This window comes from Bacteriovorax sp. As-1 (assembly GCF_058446905.1).
In genome coordinates, this window is the sequence record NZ_CP184341.1 from 1,187,022 (window position 1) to 1,204,245 (window position 17,224).

Annotated in this window: 18 protein-coding genes and 1 pseudogene; 5 read left to right on the forward strand and 14 right to left on the reverse strand. The window is 41.0% G+C overall.

Annotated elements, in window-relative coordinates; genetic code table 11:
* Window positions 1-11: 11 nt before the first annotated feature.
* The 3 genes from ACN20O_RS06045 to mmsA are packed head-to-tail and all read right to left on the reverse strand — an operon-like array spanning window position 12 to window position 3,965.
* Window positions 12-1,211, reverse strand: a complete 1,200-nt coding sequence (locus ACN20O_RS06045; RefSeq protein WP_491638172.1) for a URC4/urg3 family protein — start codon at window positions 1,209-1,211, stop codon at window positions 12-14.
* A complete protein-coding gene (locus ACN20O_RS06050; protein WP_491638174.1) occupies window positions 1,204-2,466 on the reverse strand; it encodes a GTP cyclohydrolase II in 1,263 nt (420 codons plus the stop codon). Before ACN20O_RS06050 ends, ACN20O_RS06045 begins: the two co-directional genes overlap by 8 nt.
* A 23-nt stretch (window positions 2,467-2,489) precedes the next feature.
* On the reverse strand, window positions 2,490-3,965 hold the full coding sequence (gene mmsA / locus ACN20O_RS06055; RefSeq protein WP_491638176.1) for a CoA-acylating methylmalonate-semialdehyde dehydrogenase: 1,476 nt from the start codon (window positions 3,963-3,965) through the stop codon (window positions 2,490-2,492).
* Window positions 3,966-4,146: 181 nt separating this feature from the next.
* Here mmsA and ACN20O_RS06060 point away from each other — a divergent pair, with 181 nt between their 5' ends.
* Together ACN20O_RS06060 and ACN20O_RS06065 are read left to right on the forward strand one after the other, a co-directional pair.
* Window positions 4,147-4,497: a histidine kinase dimerization/phospho-acceptor domain-containing protein gene (locus tag ACN20O_RS06060; protein ID WP_491638178.1), complete on the forward strand. Its 351-nt coding sequence runs from the start codon at window positions 4,147-4,149 to the stop codon at window positions 4,495-4,497.
* Between the two features lie 70 nt (window positions 4,498-4,567).
* Window positions 4,568-4,966 (forward strand): hypothetical protein, encoded by a 399-nt coding sequence (locus tag ACN20O_RS06065; RefSeq protein ID WP_491638180.1) that lies wholly within the window; start codon window positions 4,568-4,570, stop codon window positions 4,964-4,966.
* On the opposite strand, the gene ACN20O_RS06070 is transcribed toward ACN20O_RS06065, so the two are convergent.
* From ACN20O_RS06070 to ACN20O_RS06080, 3 genes are all read right to left on the reverse strand, one after another.
* Complete coding sequence (locus ACN20O_RS06070) at window positions 4,963-5,349, reverse strand: hypothetical protein (protein WP_491638182.1); 387 nt, start codon at window positions 5,347-5,349, stop codon at window positions 4,963-4,965. The genes ACN20O_RS06065 and ACN20O_RS06070 overlap by 4 nt on opposite strands.
* Window positions 5,350-5,413: 64 nt before the next feature.
* On the reverse strand, window positions 5,414-6,358 hold the full coding sequence (locus ACN20O_RS06075; protein ID WP_491638184.1) for a TerC family protein: 945 nt from the start codon (window positions 6,356-6,358) through the stop codon (window positions 5,414-5,416).
* Window positions 6,359-6,400: 42 nt separating this feature from the next.
* On the reverse strand, window positions 6,401-7,510 hold the full coding sequence (locus ACN20O_RS06080) for a baeRF3 domain-containing protein (protein ID WP_491638186.1): 1,110 nt from the start codon (window positions 7,508-7,510) through the stop codon (window positions 6,401-6,403).
* 133 nt (window positions 7,511-7,643) lie between these two features.
* On the opposite strand from ACN20O_RS06080, the gene ACN20O_RS06085 reads away from it, so the two are divergent.
* Window positions 7,644-8,519, forward strand: a complete 876-nt coding sequence (locus ACN20O_RS06085; RefSeq protein WP_491638188.1) for a LysR family transcriptional regulator — start codon at window positions 7,644-7,646, stop codon at window positions 8,517-8,519.
* Here the strand turns inward: ACN20O_RS06085 and ACN20O_RS06090 are convergent.
* Window positions 8,515-9,393, reverse strand: a pseudogene (locus tag ACN20O_RS06090) (TerC family protein); the annotation flags it as partial. The gene ACN20O_RS06085 and the pseudogene ACN20O_RS06090 overlap by 5 nt on opposite strands.
* A gap of 128 nt (window positions 9,394-9,521) precedes the next feature.
* Between ACN20O_RS06090 and ACN20O_RS06095 the strand changes: the two are divergent.
* Window positions 9,522-10,100, forward strand: coding sequence for a 2OG-Fe(II) oxygenase (locus ACN20O_RS06095; RefSeq protein ID WP_491638190.1), 579 nt, complete (start codon window positions 9,522-9,524; stop codon window positions 10,098-10,100).
* Window positions 10,097-10,747 carry a lysophospholipid acyltransferase family protein gene (locus ACN20O_RS06100; RefSeq protein ID WP_491638192.1) on the forward strand — a complete coding sequence of 217 codons (651 nt, stop codon included), beginning with the start codon at window positions 10,097-10,099 and terminating at the stop codon, window positions 10,745-10,747. Before ACN20O_RS06095 ends, ACN20O_RS06100 begins: the two co-directional genes overlap by 4 nt.
* Here the strand turns inward: ACN20O_RS06100 and ACN20O_RS06105 are convergent.
* The 7 genes from ACN20O_RS06105 to ACN20O_RS06135 all read right to left on the reverse strand — a co-directional run bounded on the left by ACN20O_RS06105 (window position 10,744) and on the right by ACN20O_RS06135 (window position 17,212).
* A complete protein-coding gene (locus ACN20O_RS06105; protein WP_491638194.1) occupies window positions 10,744-12,732 on the reverse strand; it encodes a hypothetical protein in 1,989 nt (662 codons plus the stop codon). The two genes, ACN20O_RS06100 and ACN20O_RS06105, sit on opposite strands and share 4 nt — an antisense overlap.
* A gap of 122 nt (window positions 12,733-12,854) precedes the next feature.
* Window positions 12,855-14,345 carry a hypothetical protein gene (locus ACN20O_RS06110; protein WP_491638196.1) on the reverse strand — a complete coding sequence of 497 codons (1,491 nt, stop codon included), beginning with the start codon at window positions 14,343-14,345 and terminating at the stop codon, window positions 12,855-12,857.
* A 57-nt stretch (window positions 14,346-14,402) separates the two neighbouring features.
* Window positions 14,403-14,930 (reverse strand): gamma carbonic anhydrase family protein, encoded by a 528-nt coding sequence (locus tag ACN20O_RS06115; protein WP_491638198.1) that lies wholly within the window; start codon window positions 14,928-14,930, stop codon window positions 14,403-14,405.
* Between the two features lie 4 nt (window positions 14,931-14,934).
* A complete protein-coding gene (locus ACN20O_RS06120) occupies window positions 14,935-15,459 on the reverse strand; it encodes a c-type cytochrome (protein WP_491638200.1) in 525 nt (174 codons plus the stop codon).
* An 81-nt stretch (window positions 15,460-15,540) separates the two neighbouring features.
* On the reverse strand, window positions 15,541-16,083 hold the full coding sequence (locus tag ACN20O_RS06125) for an LOG family protein (RefSeq protein WP_491638202.1): 543 nt from the start codon (window positions 16,081-16,083) through the stop codon (window positions 15,541-15,543).
* Entirely contained in the window at window positions 16,080-16,811 is a 732-nt protein-coding gene (locus tag ACN20O_RS06130) for a TlyA family RNA methyltransferase (protein ID WP_491638204.1), read from the reverse strand. The genes ACN20O_RS06125 and ACN20O_RS06130 overlap by 4 nt, the downstream gene beginning before the upstream one ends.
* A complete protein-coding gene (locus tag ACN20O_RS06135) occupies window positions 16,808-17,212 on the reverse strand; it encodes a hypothetical protein (RefSeq protein ID WP_491638206.1) in 405 nt (134 codons plus the stop codon). Before ACN20O_RS06135 ends, ACN20O_RS06130 begins: the two co-directional genes overlap by 4 nt.
* Window positions 17,213-17,224 lie beyond the last annotated feature (12 nt).

Here is a 17,224-nt window from a genome sequence, read left to right on the forward strand (position 1 = left end):
ATTAAACTTAATTAAAAAACTGTTCCATCACTCTCAATCTTTAATGGAGGAGAACTGTCAGGTCTTTTTGCTTTCGCTGCCTTTCTTCCGGCCCACCATGTCCCACCTTCAAGAACTTTTGCCAGCGGGAATTCACTTGAAGATTTTCCAAGCTTCTTCTGCACTTCAGACCCAATGCGATCAAGCAGGGCCACGGTTAGCCCACGCCATTCAATGATGAGTTCTGAATCCGGTCTATGGCTAGCTTCCATTAATTTTTTATCTCTTAGAGTAATCAGTTCGCGGTCAACTAAGAGTCCACCGTTTCTGTATTCAGCTAAGCCAGTCAGCTTATCTACATCTGTCACCGTAAAACCTGCTTCAATAAGCGGCTCAATCAGAGAGTAAGTCATCCATTGAGAAAGTTTATGGAAAACCGCAAGGCCTCCTGGAACTTTTGAATATGACCAGGCATCACCAAGGTTTACACCATCAACTTTTAATCTTCCCGGCCAGATTTCTCCCAACCCATCAAGCACTGCTCTTAGAAGCTGTGGCCCTGTGATATTTTTCTCATAACGGGTATCGAGATAATCCACAATGCTTCCCGGTCTTCCCAGAGGGAAAATCTCGCGTTTATCAGCAACTGTTTTACCAAGATTCTTAAGCAGGCCTAAGCGTCCTTCAACTCCAATAAGAGGATTTGATTCCGTTACCTGAAAAGCTGTTTTTAATTTTTCGGCCGTAAGGTTTTGCAGTCCTGTTGCTGTCGCTTTTAAGGAACCATCTTCAGAAAGAGCACCTTCCATGAAAAGGTAGAAGCTTGCGACTCCCAGACCTTCAGAACGATTAAAAATTTTTCCTGTCGATTTTTCATTATAGGCCCAGATATTTCCGGCACCAGCATCGAGAAGTACAGATGTGATCACCAGGTCGAGTTTAATTCTCGCCTGCTCCATTGCATCTCTATTGCTGATTTTCGCATTAAGCGCTTCAGCGCGGTTGATGCCACCGACTTTAAAATGCCCCCAACGTGAATGAAAAGGAATATTGTGATCAGGGTAATTTTCATTAATCACCTGAACTACGTAATCCACCACTTCGTTTAATTTTTCCGGGTGGTAGTTAAAATGGGTTTTCCCTGCCTGGGTTAATTCAAGTATGCTCTCAGCACTTCTTCTGATCGCACCTGGCGACAAAAGAAAATCCAGGTCTTTTTCAGTATTACTCATCGATCGGTCTCCCTTTAACTTTTTCTAGCGCATCACCTTTTTTAACTTCACCAGGAGTGAAGTAACCGGCAGCTTTTTTCGCTTCGATTTCTACCTGAGCATCCGCAGGGATTAGCTCAGCAGGAATCTGAATTCTATTCACAACCTCAATACCACTTTTTACGATAGCGTTGTATTTCATGTTACTCATTGAGTGCAGGTTATGGATTTTTGTAATTCCAAAAAATTGAAGAATGTCTGGCATCAACTCCTGAAAGCGTGCATCTTCAACACCGGCCACACATTCTGTACGACGGAAATAAGTCGCCGCAGAGTCCCCTCCTTCCTGACGTTTACGAGCATTGTAAACAAGGAACTTGGTTACTTCACCCAGGGCACGTCCTTCTTTTCTGTAGTAAGCGATGATACCGACGCCGCCTCTTTGAGCTGTGCGAGCAGCGTCTTCGATTCCGTAAATCAGGTATGGTCTACACGTACAGATATCTGAGCCAAATACGTCTGATCCGTTACACTCATCGTGTACGCGGCAAGTAAGTTCTACTTTTGAATCAGCAAGGTCTGCAGGATTTCCAAAAATATAAACAGTCGTACTTCCAATCGGTGGAAGCATCACTTTTAAATCTGGTCGAGTCACAAGCTCTGGGAACATTCCTCCAGTTTCCTGGAAAAGAATTTTTCTTAGTTCACCTTCTTCAACCCCAAGGCGCTTTGCAATCCCAGGAAGATACCAAACTGGCTCAAGGGCCACTTTTGTTACTTTGATATCCATGTTTTCTTTTACGATTTTGCCGTCAACTTTTAGTCTTCCTGCTTTAATCGCATCGTGGATTTCTGGAAGTTGTAAATGAGCTTGAGTGACAGAAATCGTAGGACGAATATCGTAACCTTGATCATAAAGTTCTTTGAAGTTCAACTGAACATCTAATCCCCATGGATCAATCGAAACCATTTTTTCAGGGTCAAACCATGAAGCGTACGGCCCGATCTTTACCGGCGACTCTGTATTGTGTAAGTCTGGACGGTGGTCTGTTTTATAAGAACCTTGAGCAATTGAAAGCGCACGATAAACAGAATAACTTCCGCTGTGAGTTCCAATTGCATTTCTTTCTTTAATGTCTGTAAGAGAACCAATCACTGGTCCTCTTTCTTTTGGAGTTTTAGCACCCCAGTTGATTTTTAAGCTGCTTTTATAAAGCTGCTTTGAGTGAGACGTTAAAACAACATGCGCTGATCTTTTAAACTTTTTTTCGCTCATATTTTCCATAAATACTGCCTCGTTTACGACATCCAGTTGTTGTCGTTTTGTTTTTCCCATTTAATTGTTACTTTCTTAATATTGCTCCAGAAATCAAGCGAGTGATGTCCTGTAATATCACCATGGCCAAACTTCGAAGCATTAATGCCACCAAAAGAGAACGGTTCGCGTGGGACAGGAACTCCAACATTCACTCCCACCATTCCCGTGCTTGCCATCTTAATGACTTTCTCGGCCAGTGCTCCACTCTGAGTGAAAACAGAACAAGCATTACCGTAGTCTACGCTGTTTTCAATTTTCATTGCGTGGGTGATATCCTGACATCTGATGATACTAATAACTGGTCCAAAAAGCTCCACTTGAGCAGCTTCGCTTCCCGGTTGAATGTTATCTAAGATCGTTGGTCCAATCCAGTTTCCTTCTTCCATACCCGCTGGAGCTTTTGCCTTTCTTCCATCAAGAAGAACTTTTGCTCCCGCCTTTTCAGCGCGGTCAATCGCATTTCTTAAAAACTCAACTTGAGTTTTTGTAATGATCGCTCCCATATCTTTTCCAAGAGTCAGTGAGCTTGCTCTTTCAATAATTTTTTTAATATGAGCATCAACCTCACCCACAGCTAGTAAAACTGAAGCGGCCATACAACGTTGTCCCGCACACCCTGTGAATGAATCGCTGATACCAACACCAGCTAGTTCAGGGTTAGCGTCTGGAAGAAGCACGATATGGTTTTTTGCTCCTCCAAGAGCAAGAACACGTTTACCTAATGCTGTTCCTCTGTCGTACACCATCTTAGCAATCTTAGTTGAACCAACAAAACCTACAGCTTTAACGTGTTTGTGATCAATAATCGCCTCAACCGTTTCACGTCCACCTTGAAGCACCTGGAACAATCCATCTGGAAGACCAGCTTCTTTTAGAGCTGCTGCAATTTTTAGTGATGTTAATGGAGTTTTTTCTGACGGCTTCCAGATGTAAGCATTTCCTAGTGTAAGAGCAATAGGAATTGTCCACATTGGAACCATGGCCGGGAAGTTAAACGGAGTAATGTTAGCGACAACTCCAACCGGCTCGCGACGGTACTCGCAGCTTACACCACGAGACACTTCTACACGTCCACCGAGGTCCATATTTTGAAGAGCGATTGCGAATTCTAAAACTTCAATCCCTTTTAGAAGACCTGCCTTTCCTTCTTCAAAACATTTTCCAGACTCTGAACTTTTTAAGTGGGAGATTTCTTCCAGATCGCGCATTAAGATGTTTCTGAAATTGAACATCACTTTCGTGCGCTCTTTCATCGGAATATCTGCCCAAATCGTTTGCGCTTTGTGAGCAGACTCAACTGCAGCGTCGACTTCTGATTTGGTGGCGCTCATGAACTCGCCAATTTTTTTTCCATTGTACGGGCTAGTCACTTCAACTTTTTCGCCCTTTCCATTTTGAAATTGCCCATCGATAAAATTTTGGCAATTAATAACTTGTGCTGATATCTTAACGCTCATACCTGTGTCCTTTATTAGGTTAATTTATTAAATAAAAGCAAATATAAAGAAGAAAATTTTATGCTTAATCACAATGGATTTACCAATGAAAAATGTACTTTTTCCTAGGCAACTCAGATATCTGTGACGTGGTATTTCTTACCCGAGCGCATAATTTCCATCCTCATTGTAAAATGAGCAAATGAGCACAGAAGAAAATCTAATCTCTAAAAGTAGCCTGACTGAAAAAAACCGAGAGTTACAACGCGAACTCGACTCGGCCCGAGCATTAATTAGAAAATATGAAGGGATTATTGCTAATTTACAGGCTGAAAATAGCTCTAACCTTAAGAAGTTTTCCCATGACCTCGCAAGCCCTCTGCAGATTCTTTCGATGACGATCGAATCTCTTCAAGACCGCGCTCCAGAATTCAGCACAACGTTAGACCGAATGAAACGCTCAACTGATAGCATGATTGAGATAATTAACTCTATCCGCAAATTACAAAAGGCCATGCCGGCCACGCCTTCTAAAGAACTTAAGGTAGTTTAAGGATTCCCGACCAATTCGTTTCGTATAATTTTGCTTGTAAATTTTGCGGCATATCTTAGGATGAAGTTATATGGATATACGTTTAATCACTGTCAAGGAAGACTTTGAGAAGGCATTTCGTATTCTCGACCAAAGAGAATATCCGCTTTCTTTCTATGAGTACACTCTCAAACACGACTCATTCAGAAACCCACAACGCTTAAAACTAATTGGCGCTTTTCAAGATGATGAATGTGTAGGAACGATCAGCTATAAAATCACGCCATGCCCTCACCTTGGACGCATTCTCGAAATCCAGGAGATGCATCAAAAGAACATCAAAGGCTATAAAGTCATGATGGATTTCTTGGATGAAATCGCCCGCGAGGAAGAATGTCTTTCAATTAAGATTTGTAAGAATAAGGCCGAGCGCCTGGACTTCAATTTCTTAGACCGCTTTGAAACGTTCTTAAAAAAATTGATCGCTTAAATTTCTTCAAAATTAACTTTTACATTGAGATCAGAGGCATTGAACTCTGCCGTCTTATTGTAAAAAGATGTAATAGTCTGAGGTTTACCAATCACTTTTCTCGCCTCATCCACCATCTTCATATCAATTTGCACAGGATTAATCTTGTTGCCATTAACTAAAATGTTTTTAAATTTTCTCAGGCTAAAAACGATTTTATTTTTTAAACCTTCAGAAGCGATAACGATATCTTGGTTATAGTTGCCAGTTATAGTCTTTACGATTTCGACAGTCTTTGAGCCAACAACCTGATTGATTTTAATGTTGAGATTGATTTGTGAGTAAGCACTGCCAGAGTAAGTTGAGAGTAAAAAAACGAACAATAATGGTAGAGCTCTTTTCACAATTCCTCCGGGTTTGAAGAGTTCATTCTAAACAAACCCGGCGTAATTGAGAAGCTCCGGTAAATTATACCGGAGCTTTTGGTAGCTTCTTGTTTTTCTTTGGAAAGTAGATTGAAGCGACAATTGAAGTAATAAGCAACGTAAAGATAACCCCAATCGATACAATGGTTGGAACGTGGTACCAAGACGAGATGATCATCTTCACCCCTACGAAAGCCAGGATTCCGGCTAATGCATAGTTGATGTATTCGAACATCTCCATGATGCCATTAAGTGCAAAGTAAAGCGAACGAAGACCAAGGATCGCAAACACGTTAGATGTGAAAACGATATATGGGTCTGGCGTAATCGCTAAGATCGCCGGAATCGAGTCTACCGCAAAGATAATGTCGGTAGTTTCAATCATGACGAGAACAAGAAATAATGGAGTGAACATTCTCATCCCATTATGAGTTGTCCTGAAATGCTCCCCATCAAAATGCGGAGAGATCTTCCAAAATCTTTTTACGAACTTGATCATTGGATTGGCTTCAATCTCAATGTGCTTTTCTTCTTCACGAAGCATCTTAAGACCTGTGAACACCAGGAATCCACCGAAGATATAAATCATCCAGTTGAATTTTTGGATTAAGGCCACGCCGGCGAAAATAAAAATAATTCTAAAGAGCAACGCTCCTAGTACACCCCAGAATAAAACCCTGTGTTGGAACTGAGCTGGAACGCGGAAGTATGAGAAGATAAGCGAGATAACAAAAATATTATCCACACTCAGAGATTTCTCGATTACATACCCAGTCAAGAACTCCAGACCTTTTTGTTGCCCCATCTTGTGATAAACCCAAGCATTGAACATCATCGCAAGACAGATCCATACGGCCGTCCATGCCAAGGATTCTTTGATTGAAACCTTATGCGATTTTTTGTGAAATACCCCCAAGTCGAGCACTAACATGAAGGTGATAATCCCGGCAAACGCCAACCATTCCCATACCGAGTGAACTGCAAACATTCTCTTTTACTCCTAGAAACGCCTATTTTTAGAAAAGCCTATTTATAATCCTGAAGCCTGAATGTCTCCCGAATCGTATGCACCATCATATAGGTGTGAACGGTCAGTGACAATCGCTACAGCGTAATGTCCTTTAAAATGGTTGATTTCTTTTACTACAACCACCTCGCCACCTTTGGCGAGCACCATTTGACATAAGTCATCGAGAACGTCGTCATCATGTGAGTTTATCTGTTTTGGTTCGATGAAAATCTCACCAGTTTGTCTGTTGATTGATCCCCATACATAGCGGTTTTCAACAACGAACAGTTTTGTAATCTTACCGTAAACCGCGCTGATAGCGATATCTTCAAGATATGTAATCGCACGGTCTCTGTTCATGGCCAGTTCCAACTCGGTTAGAGCTCCGAGTTCTTGCTGCTCATAATAAGGAGTAAGAATGTTATAAACACGCTCTTGCAATTCGGCCGCTTTCATCTTTTCAACGTTGCCGACAATCGATTCATTCATCAGCATTGATTGGTTGAGAAGTTTTTTCATGTGCCCGATGTGGTCTTTAACACCAGCAAGGACAATAGGAAGGCGGTAAGCTGTAAAGAGCTTATTAAGTTCTTGAGAAGAATTAAGGAAAAACTCTTTGCCATCTTTTTTATTTTTTCCGTCAATCCCCGGCTCATTTCTATATGAATCCAGTTTTACTAAGTGACCGCTATTTTCAATCAGCACGTTGATGGCGCGTGAACTCATCGTCACGATGAAAAAACCACGAACATTGTTTTTAATTCTGATCAGCGGCTTAATGTGATAGCTGTCGGCCACAACAACGAGATCGTTGATTGATGACTGCACTCTAATGTATCCCAGGTCTCCATCGAAACCTTCTTCTGAATAAAAGACCACTACTCCGCGGTCCATTGCTTCAACTTTATCCAGGTACTTTTCATTCCAAAGTTTTTCCATAAATGCATCGACAAAAGATCGCGTATAGTCTTTTAGGAGATACAACTCAGCCTTTAAAAGAAGATCTTTCCATCTCTCTTTCATCGACTTCTGGTCGAGAATGGCAACATCTTTAGACAGGTAAAGAGATATCATTGGCCCTTTACTACCGATGTTTAGCGCATTCAGGTCCCTAATTGTAAGTTCTCTCATAAATCCTCCTTGGACTATAGATAGCGATATATTAGTCCATGGCGTCGTTTTAATAAAATTGATATTTAAGCTAAAATAGTTCGTTTTTTACGAAGATTGTTTTATACTGACATAGCTAACTAGGAGATTATTAATGAAATGGCTCAACTATCACCATTTAATCTACTTCCGCGAGATCGCCAACGAAGGAAGTATCTCTAAAGCTTCTGAAAAACTCTTAATCGGTCAACCCGCTCTCAGTGCTCAGTTAAAACAACTCGAAGACCAATTGGAAATCGAACTTTTCGAAAGAAAAAATAGAAAACTCATTCTGACTGATGCTGGAAAAGTTGTTCTGAAGTACGCTAATGAAATCGGACAACTGGGACAGGAACTACTGCAAGTTATCGCAGATAAATCATACTCTAATAAAACGCCTTTTAGACTTGGAGCTTTAGATAGTGTGCCTAAGCAGATTGTTTGGGAGATCGCTCAGAAGGCCAGAAGCTACGGCGACTGTTTTGTCAGTATTGTCGAAGGAGACCAAGAGGAACTGACTCAAGAACTTCTCTCGCGCAATATCGATTGTTTTATCTCAAATTATTCGGGTGACATTTCAAAAGATAAAAACATGAACAGTAAATCTTTTGTTAAGGCCCCTGTTTCTATCTATGGATCAAAACAGTTCTTAAGCTGCAAGGCTAACTTTCCCAAGTCGCTTAACAACCAGCCGATGATCCTGCCTACCCACCACTCAAAACTGCGCCACGACCTGGATTATTTCTTTGATTCAAAGAAAATTAAAATCTTAAGCGAGCTTGAGACACAGGATACAGCATTGATGAAGATTTTTGCTGCTCAAGGAGCAGGTCTGGCGGCCCTGCCGGATATCGCGGCCCTTGATCAGGTGAGAAACAATACACTTTATAAGATTGGGACACTACCAAATATCAAGGAAGAGTATTGGATTATCAGTTCAAAGAGAACTATTGATAACCCAATCGCTTCCAAATTAATGAAGTCTATTTAGATTCGTCGTTTTCTTTCTCTGGGATTAACAGAGAGAAAACAATTGAGAGCGCAATTAAACCTAAAACAAATCCCAATGAATAAGACGTTGGGATTTTGTACTTAAATTCAATTAACATTTTCACCCCGATAAAGATCAGGACGATTGAAAGAGCGTAAGACAGGAACCTGAAGAGCTTCACTACGCCGGCAAAAGCGAAATACAACGATCTCAATCCTAAAATAGCAAAGATGTTTGACGTGTAAGCAATAAAGGCACTTTTCGTTACCGATAAAGTTGCCGGGATCGAGTCTACCGCAAAAATGACGTCGGTTGATTCAATAATCAGAAGAACCAAAAATAACGGTGTCATGTGGCGCACGCCATTTTCCATGACAAAGAATTTCTGGGCGTGAAACTTATCTGTCATCTTGAAATATTTTTTCGAAAACTTATAGATAAATCCTTCTTCCGGATTGATGTCGTCATCCCCACCTGAGAAAAGCATTTTTGCTCCGGTATAGATTAAGAAGGCCCCAAAAATATAGAGGATAAAATGGAATTTGCTGATTAAGGCCACACCACCTGCGATAAAAATAATTCTCATCACCAGGGCACCTAAAATCCCCCAGAAAAGAACGCGGTGTTGGTATTGCTGCTCAACCTTGAAATATGTAAAGATCAAAGTCATGACAAAAATATTGTCGACACTTAAACTCTTTTCTAAGACATAGGCGGTTAAAAACTCATACGCTTCTCTTTCACCGATATAGTGATAAACACCATAATTAAAGATGAGGGCCAGTGTTATCCACACACCTGTCCAGATAAGCGATTCTTTTACAGAAACAACGTGATCTTTTTTATGAAAGACCCCTAAGTCCAGTGCCAACATGGCAAAAACAAAAACGTGAAAACTAATCCACCACGATAACTGCGATTCCAAAAACTACTCCTTAAATCGTACCTATTAGCTGCCAAATATCATTGAAAACCATCAAATTATAAGCTAGGTTTCACTATATGAAAAAAGAAATGCTCATATCCTCTCTTATCGAGAAGGGTTGGTTTCACGCCGAAGCTTTCCTTCCCCAGGAATTCTGCTTAGAGTTATTGGAAGAATGTAAAACTCTGGAGTGGAAAACCGCCCATGTAGGCACTGGAAATCTTAAACAAGAGGCCCTGACCATCAGAAATGACTCTATTTTCTGGATTGATGAAGGAACTGCCAGCCATCTTCAAAAAAAATATCTCGAAGAAATGCGCATACTAATGGATGACATTAACAGAGAGCTTTATTTAGGGCTTCGCGAATTCGAATGCCACTTTGCCCATTATAAAACTTCAGGCTTTTACAAAAAACATCTTGATCAACACAAAGGCAGTCAAAAACGCATCGTCAGCGCTATTTTTTATCTCAATGAACCAGTGGCCGGTGGTGAACTGGTGATCTACAACAAAGAAGACCCTGAAGCGATCGAAGCCAAAATCAAACCCCGCCCGGGAAGTTTTGTTTGCTTTTTAAGCAATCAAATTTATCATGAAGTCCTGCCCACAGAAAGTGAGCGCTACTCTTTGACCGGTTGGTTCAGGACCTTATGAAAGTAAAAATCCTCGCACAAATTATTTATTATCTTATCCGCATTCTCAACCTGACTTACCGTTATGAGTTTATCGGACTGGAAAATAAAAAACGTGCTAAAGATTTTCACCCCAACAAAACTTTTGTCTACGCTCTTTGGCACCAGAATTTAATTGGTGCTATCTTCTCTCATATTGGTGAACAGTTCACGATGGTTATTTCTGAATCAAAGGATGGAGAACTAGTCGCTGTCACTTGTGAGAAATTTGGCCATATCCCTGCCCGTGGAAGCTCTACGCGCGGAGGAAAAAGGGCCTTAATTGAAATTGTTAAAACTGTGAAGCGCGGAGTTCCCGGAGCGCTTACCGTCGATGGGCCAAAAGGCCCTGCCCATGTAGTAAAGCCTGGAGTTATAGAGATTGCCCGTCTCGCTCAATGCGCACTTCTCCCCCTTTCTCCTTATGCTGAAAAATACTGGTACTTTAAAAAGAGCTGGGATCAGTTCCGTATTCCAAAACCCTTTACAAAAATTGTCGTAGTGATTGGTGAGCCGGTGTTTATCGGCGAAGACGTCAGTCGTGAAGCGTTTGAAGAAGTTGCAGTTAAGGTTGGCAATCTCATCACCCAAGGTGAGGAGACTGCCAAGGCCCATTTATCTAAAAATTAATTTACTAATTCGTCAGAAAAACTCTTTTGGCATCCCATTCTTTCATAGATGTCTTGAATGTTGCGCGCTTTAACTTTAGTAGCTGAAACTTCCAGCATTGATCGTCCAATATAATAAGACCCAAGCCATGGCATATTCAGGTAGCGCTCAGTATCTTCTTTAGAAACTTCATCACCTTTCATTTTCTTAAGCGCAAAGATGGCTGACTTGTAGTGACGTTGAACCTTTTCAATTGAGCCGAGAAAAGTTGCTTCGTTTTTATATTCATTCATTGAACCATTATAGTAGTTCTTGACGTCAGAATAGATAATATCTCTATTAGTCACAACGAAATCAAAACCTTCCTGAACAATGCTGTCAGCATGCTTAAAAAGAATTCTTAACTTCTGAGCATCCTGGCATAAATAATTTGAGGCCAGGTTATCCTCCTTATTATTTTTAATAATGCTGGTGTATTTAGCATTAAATAAATCCAATCTCTCGTTGAATTCTTTAACTTCATCGTAACTCTTGTATGTCGTATACTTTAAGAATTTATCTCCCCACTCTCCATACAATTGAGCTGAGATTTTTTTATGGTTATCAAGAATAGTCAGCAGGTTATCTGATCCATCATCCAGGCCAGAGTACTCTTTAGGCGCAACAACATTGCCTAAACGTGTCTCTACTTTCTTTAACTCAACCAGCTTTACCAGGTATTCTTCTTTTTTCTTATCAAGCGAAGAGGCCAATTCTATTTTTGCTTTTTGGTTCTTCTCAGACATTGAGTCTTCTTTCGTTTTGATATCTTTTCCAATTCTAATAATATGGAAGAGGATATTCGCACGGTTTTTATCATTGAAATCCCTAGCTGAAACATCCAATGTATTCATAAAGTTTTCAACATCAATAGGATCGAATTTTTTTAGCTCCAGAAGGAATAGATCATCAAGCATCGGAATCGAGCTGATATTGAGTGATTTATAATATTTTGTCTGCGCTACTAATAAATCATAATCTTGGGCAAGCTGTGACATGATCAAAAGCTTCTGAGTGTCTGTCGGGATTTCTCCTACCTGATTAATTTCTGGCTGTAAGTATTTTTTAACCTTCTCTAAAGTCTTTTTAAATTCTTTTAAATCACCTACGCTTTCTTCAAAGGCCTTGCGGTCCATCTCAGAATAAGATTTTGAGACACTGACCTTCTGGTCTTCCATGCTTTTAAGTTCTGCTGTAATCGACTCCATCAGGGCCTTCGTATCACGGTAGTCTTCCTTGCTGGTATTGTTTTCAATATCCAGTGCCCCTTGCATGTCAAGCTCTCTTCTAATCTCGTAGAATGAGCAGTTAAGCTTAACAAACGTCTGGCGGTCAGTTGATTTTTCAAAATCAAAACGTTGCTTAAAAATTAAATCAATTAAGCGAAGAGCAGAGGAAAGAAGAAACCCTCCACCAGCAACAACAAGCCCAAGCTGGTTTCCGGCAAGGACTCCAAGCTGTGTTGAATCGTAGATAAAATCAGCAGTCATTTCCAGGACGCGACCATCTTCCAAGTTACATTGATTCTTTCTAAACATGGTTGTGATGCTAGAAAAGAGTGTTGAAAATTTAAGTCCACTAATAGCATTCGTGCTTTGGGTTGTGTTCCCATCTCCAAGAAGGCTGCCTAAGACCTCAGTTGTCTGAGAACTGTTACTGACAATATTCTGGTTTTTTAATTCGTCCTGAATTCCTTTGATTGACTCAATAACTTCAGTCATTTTATCAGCATCTTTTTTAAGACAATTTCCTTTTAAAACGTCTTTAATCGCTTCTGTTTTTGCAATCAAATCCGAGAATTTTTTTGATTCCATTGGACACGATTTAGGGCGCTCGGCCTGAGTGTTGTATCGCTTAATGAGCTGATCAACTCTGGCAAAATCAATTTCCGTCTGTGCTGCAAAAGCAGACCAAGGCATAACTGCTGCCAGAAAAGCTATAACGAATGAAAGGACTATGTTCACCATATAAACCTCAATCATTGGACGTAAGGATTCAATCTAATGAGAGCAAACTCTATGCCGGGCCCAATCATGACTTATTAGAGATTTAGGCGAAGTGCCTGATTAAAGATCATTCAGGGTGTCTATTATTTAGACACCCTGTTGAGACAGTTCCAATTCATTTTAATTTGATTCCCCAGAAGGTTGAATTGGTGCGTGAGCTCAAGGCAGCCAGCGCGTGTGAGGTATCGATTATCATTCATCTGCGAGTAACAGTACCACATCATATCGTCAGCATTTTCCGGGTCAGCATTGCGGCTTTTTGCCAACGTGCAAGCTTCAATATCCAGCTCTCTTGGATTAGAAGTCAAACATCCCCAATCGTGGTTTTCTCTATTCAACAGACATAAATAGGCCTTGGAAGGAGTCTGCTTTAGAACAACCTCTCCTGCACATTTTCGTAGATAGGGCCCATAGCTCGAAGAGAGAAGTAACTTTTTTTGATTGCCACTTAATTTTGTTAAAAGTCCTGTCTCTTTATTTTTCTTAGCAATCGTGCATAACTGATCAGCGCTAATGTAATCAATTTCTTTAGAGAGAATTGAACTCACAACACTTAATAAGGAATCTTCATAAGTATAAATATCTATCAAGTTATGCAGTTTCATAAAACCTAAAACCTTCACTTGAATTTCACTTAATCCTTTTGAAGACTGATAGATTGAAAGCATTTTCTCGTAAAGATTGCGGGCGATTTCATCCTCATCGCGGGCCAGGGCCACAAGAACAGGATGATTCTGGTTTTTGATAAGAAAGTCATAATTTTCTGAAATACTTCCTGCCTTTAATATTTGCCTCCAGGCATTGAGAGACAAGGCCGAATCAGTGACGGAAAGGGCCGCTTTTTTTAGCTCGTCACTTTTGCGAACTTCTGGCTTCACAACCCTAAGGTTAGTTCCCTTGAAGGCAGATAAAAGTGCATTTTTCCCAAGCCCTGTTGTTTTCTTTTCGGCCATTGAACTTTCTTTAAAAGCACGCTCTAATCTCGGAGCGGCCTGAGCCCCAAGAGGGCCAGTGCTCTCAAAACCTACGACCATTTGAGACTTATTAAAAATAGACGACATTGATTCGGCCATACTTTGACCGAAACTTAAATAGCGGGCCGCAGCCACTTCCTCTGCCAAGCTGAGTGGAAAACCGTCACCGACCAGAACTCTTAAATAATCATTAACACTTCTGTGATCAGGAGACTTTGATGAAAGAGTATTACACCCCATCAAGTAGACAGCTTTTGGTTTATCTAAGATTGATGGGCATGTCCCTAATTCACGGGCACGAGTGAGCTCCTCGAGAGAAATCGTAGATGAGCTTTGTTCTCCAAAAAAAAGCCCTCCGAAATGTCCAGAGACCACAAGAATATCACATGAGCTTACTGTCTTACACGCCTTGGAAAACCACTCTGGGTCTTTATTCTGAGGAACAAGTTCAACATGTTTATATCCCAATGGGGATAAGTTTTTATTGAAGCTTATTTTCTCGTCGGGTGAATTAAATGTCATTGAACAAAATGTCTGGGCCTTGAGTCCAAAGGACGCCACTAAGACCAAGACTCCGACAATTGTTTTTGCTCTTTTCATAGAGGGCCATCATATAACGAAATCTGGGCCCGAGGGGGGAAAGAAGTATTTTTTACACTAAAGCAATTTTACCTGTGAAGGATCCAGGTATTCGTCTTTATAAAGGACATAGGCTTTGTAATGATTGCCGTATTGAACGATTTCTTCCTGAGTGAGCTCGCGAACGGCCTTTGCCGGGCTTCCCATAATCATGCTCTTTGGTGGATATTTCTTTCCCGGAGGAACGACACTTCCACCTGCCACCACGGAATTTGCTCCGATGTGGGCACCATCCATAATCACGGCCCCCATACCGATCAAACAACTATCTTCAATCTTGCAGCCATGAAGAGTCACGCTGTGACCGATACTCACATTCTCACCAATAGTGAGCGCGAAATCCTTGGTCACGTGAAGCATAGTTAAGTCTTGAACATTGGTGTTTTTTCCGACTGTGATGGTGTTAACGTCGCCACGAGCGACACACTGATACCAGATATTGACATTTTCAGCGAGAATGACTTTCCCGATGACATCGGCACTGGGAGCGATAAACACTCCCTTTCCTAATTGTGGGTTAATTCCTTTAAAGGAATAAAGAGGCATGATCCTAGTTAGCTGCCGGTGCTGCTGCAGGAGCTGCGCCTTCAACTAGCTTTTTCCACGGAAGACGTGAAACGTAAGCAGCAAGGTCTTTCATATCTTGTGGAGATAGACCTTTTAGGATTGGGTTCATAACTGGGTTTGAACGAACACCAGCTTTCATGTCTGTAAGTTGTTTTTCGATATACCAGTCGAACTGTCCACCGATGAAAGGAGCTTTTTGAGAAGCTTTCCCTTCTCCACCTTTACCGTGACAAGAAATACACTGATTATAAAGTTTATGACCTTGAACTAGCTCTGGAGTGTTCAGGTCTACAACTGGAGCGTATTCCTTTACTTCAACTTCAACTTCAGCAACTTTTTCTTTTGGAGCCGTTAGCTCATGAATAAGCTCAGTTCTTTTTTCGTAAGCTTCTTCTGTTTTATGAAGATCAAATTTAGCATTTGAAACTGGAAGAGATTTGTATGAGAACAGCACAAGACCAAGTACGAACGCTGTTAATACACTTAAAAAAACCATCAATCTTGTCATGACTCTCCCGCCTTAGACCTTGAGAAAAAAAATATACGTTTAAGACTCGAATTATAGGGCATTATTAAAAACTTGGCAATTTTATATGCCTTGCAAAATAATTTTTTCTACATCACTTACAGTTTTTAATTCATGCAGGAGATTTAAATGTTCTCCCTTAATAAACCCTTCTGCATTAGAGTGTCTTAGATAAGACAGCAGTGAGTCATAAAAACCTTCAAAGTTTAAAATATAGCTCGGCTTCTGATGGTATTTTAATTGAGTCCAAGTCAAAACCTCAAACATCTCATCAAGAGTTCCCATTCCACCCGGCAAGCTTAAAAAAGCATCTGCGTTGTCATACATCAGTTGTTTTCTTTGATGCATGTTATCCACAACGTGAAGTTGAGTCAGTCCACTGTGGGCCACCTCGTAATCAACTAAGGCCTGAGGAATTACGCCGATCACTCTTCCTTTATTTTTTAACACGCTGTCGGCAATCGCCCCCATCAGTCCGATCGAAGCACCACCGTAAACTAAACCTACGTTGTTTTTTACTAAAAGCTCGCCGATCGCACGACCTAGCTCGAGATATTTAGAACCCTGGCCCGATGCCGAACCACAAAAGATGCAGAGGTTTTTCATTTAGAGCGCCCTTTATCAAAATAGAAGAAGTATTCTTTGTTGCCGGTCTTTCCCAGAATAGGTGAATCACATTGATCGACCAGGAAAAACCCCTGGACCTTACACCACTCTTTCATTTCGTGCATCATCACCAGGCGATGGCCTTCGCTTTTTACGATTCCATTCTGGTCAACACCCGTTGGACCAACTTCAAACTGCGGCTTCACCAGCGCAATGATCGCGCCTTGTGGCTTCACCAGATCGAAAATATTTTTAAGAACTAATTTTAATGAAATAAAAGAAAGATCTACGACAGCAAGGTCAACCTTCTCACCCAACTCGAATGGATAACGGATATTGACCCCTTCATGATTTTCCACACGCGGGTCTGAGCGAAGAGACTGGGCCAATTGATCGTGACCGACATCAATGCAGTAAACTTTTTTAGCTCCCTGATGAAGAACATAATCAGTAAAACCACCAGTGCTTGCCCCCACGTCCGCAACGACCAATCCTTCCGGATTAATTTGAAAACGCGCAAGTGCTCCTTCAATCTTATGAGCTCCACGAGAAACATATTGAACGTCTTTTCTCACTTCCAACCCCTCTGCGGTCACTTGTTGAGATGCCTTTTCGACTTTTTTCCCTTGATAAAACACCACGCCTTCCTCTATTAAAAGCAACGCCTGCGACCTGGTTGAGGTCAGCTTTGCTTCAACGAGAACTTTATCAACGCGGTCTTTGGTCATAGTGAAACTGGAGTGATGACGATTTCAATCTGCTCTTCGTTGCGCTCAACGTGAGTGATAGTCTTCGTTTCACCTAAATAGATGTCCAGGTTAGGCTCGTTAAAAGTCTTAACGATTTTTCCATTGATGTTGTAAAGATCGCCCTTAATGCGCACAAACCCTGAAGGCCCGTACTCATGAACACTTTGAACATAAAAAGCAGAGATATCCGCTTTAATTCCGTTTTTCATCTGAATTAAAACGTGCTCTTTTTCATCCACGGATTGGATTGAATGTTGCTCTGTAGACAAGAAGAACCCTTTTCCGATTCCCTTTTTATAAATAAGGCTCACTTTTAAACCGATTTTTGCTTCCGCAACCGTTGTGAGCGCCATTAGGCTTAAGACTAATAAAATTTTCATTCTAAAATCTTA

Coding starts and splice junctions, on each gene's coding strand:
- ACN20O_RS06045 (WP_491638172.1), bottom strand. CDS start 1,211: ATGAGTAATACTGAAAAAGACCTGGATTTTCTTTTGTCGCCAGGTGCG.
- ACN20O_RS06050 (WP_491638174.1), bottom strand. CDS start 2,466: ATGAGCGAAAAAAAGTTTAAAAGATCAGCGCATGTTGTTTTAACGTCT.
- mmsA (WP_491638176.1), bottom strand. CDS start 3,965: ATGAGCGTTAAGATATCAGCACAAGTTATTAATTGCCAAAATTTTATC.
- ACN20O_RS06060 (WP_491638178.1), top strand. CDS start 4,147: ATGAGCACAGAAGAAAATCTAATCTCTAAAAGTAGCCTGACTGAAAAA.
- ACN20O_RS06065 (WP_491638180.1), top strand. CDS start 4,568: ATGGATATACGTTTAATCACTGTCAAGGAAGACTTTGAGAAGGCATTT.
- ACN20O_RS06075 (WP_491638184.1), bottom strand. CDS start 6,358: ATGTTTGCAGTTCACTCGGTATGGGAATGGTTGGCGTTTGCCGGGATT.
- ACN20O_RS06080 (WP_491638186.1), bottom strand. CDS start 7,510: ATGAGAGAACTTACAATTAGGGACCTGAATGCGCTAAACATCGGTAGT.
- ACN20O_RS06085 (WP_491638188.1), top strand. CDS start 7,644: ATGAAATGGCTCAACTATCACCATTTAATCTACTTCCGCGAGATCGCC.
- ACN20O_RS06095 (WP_491638190.1), top strand. CDS start 9,522: ATGAAAAAAGAAATGCTCATATCCTCTCTTATCGAGAAGGGTTGGTTT.
- ACN20O_RS06100 (WP_491638192.1), top strand. CDS start 10,097: ATGAAAGTAAAAATCCTCGCACAAATTATTTATTATCTTATCCGCATT.
- ACN20O_RS06105 (WP_491638194.1), bottom strand. CDS start 12,732: ATGGTGAACATAGTCCTTTCATTCGTTATAGCTTTTCTGGCAGCAGTT.
- ACN20O_RS06110 (WP_491638196.1), bottom strand. CDS start 14,345: ATGAAAAGAGCAAAAACAATTGTCGGAGTCTTGGTCTTAGTGGCGTCC.
- ACN20O_RS06115 (WP_491638198.1), bottom strand. CDS start 14,930: ATGCCTCTTTATTCCTTTAAAGGAATTAACCCACAATTAGGAAAGGGA.
- ACN20O_RS06120 (WP_491638200.1), bottom strand. CDS start 15,459: ATGACAAGATTGATGGTTTTTTTAAGTGTATTAACAGCGTTCGTACTT.
- ACN20O_RS06125 (WP_491638202.1), bottom strand. CDS start 16,083: ATGAAAAACCTCTGCATCTTTTGTGGTTCGGCATCGGGCCAGGGTTCT.
- ACN20O_RS06130 (WP_491638204.1), bottom strand. CDS start 16,811: ATGACCAAAGACCGCGTTGATAAAGTTCTCGTTGAAGCAAAGCTGACC.
- ACN20O_RS06135 (WP_491638206.1), bottom strand. CDS start 17,212: ATGAAAATTTTATTAGTCTTAAGCCTAATGGCGCTCACAACGGTTGCG.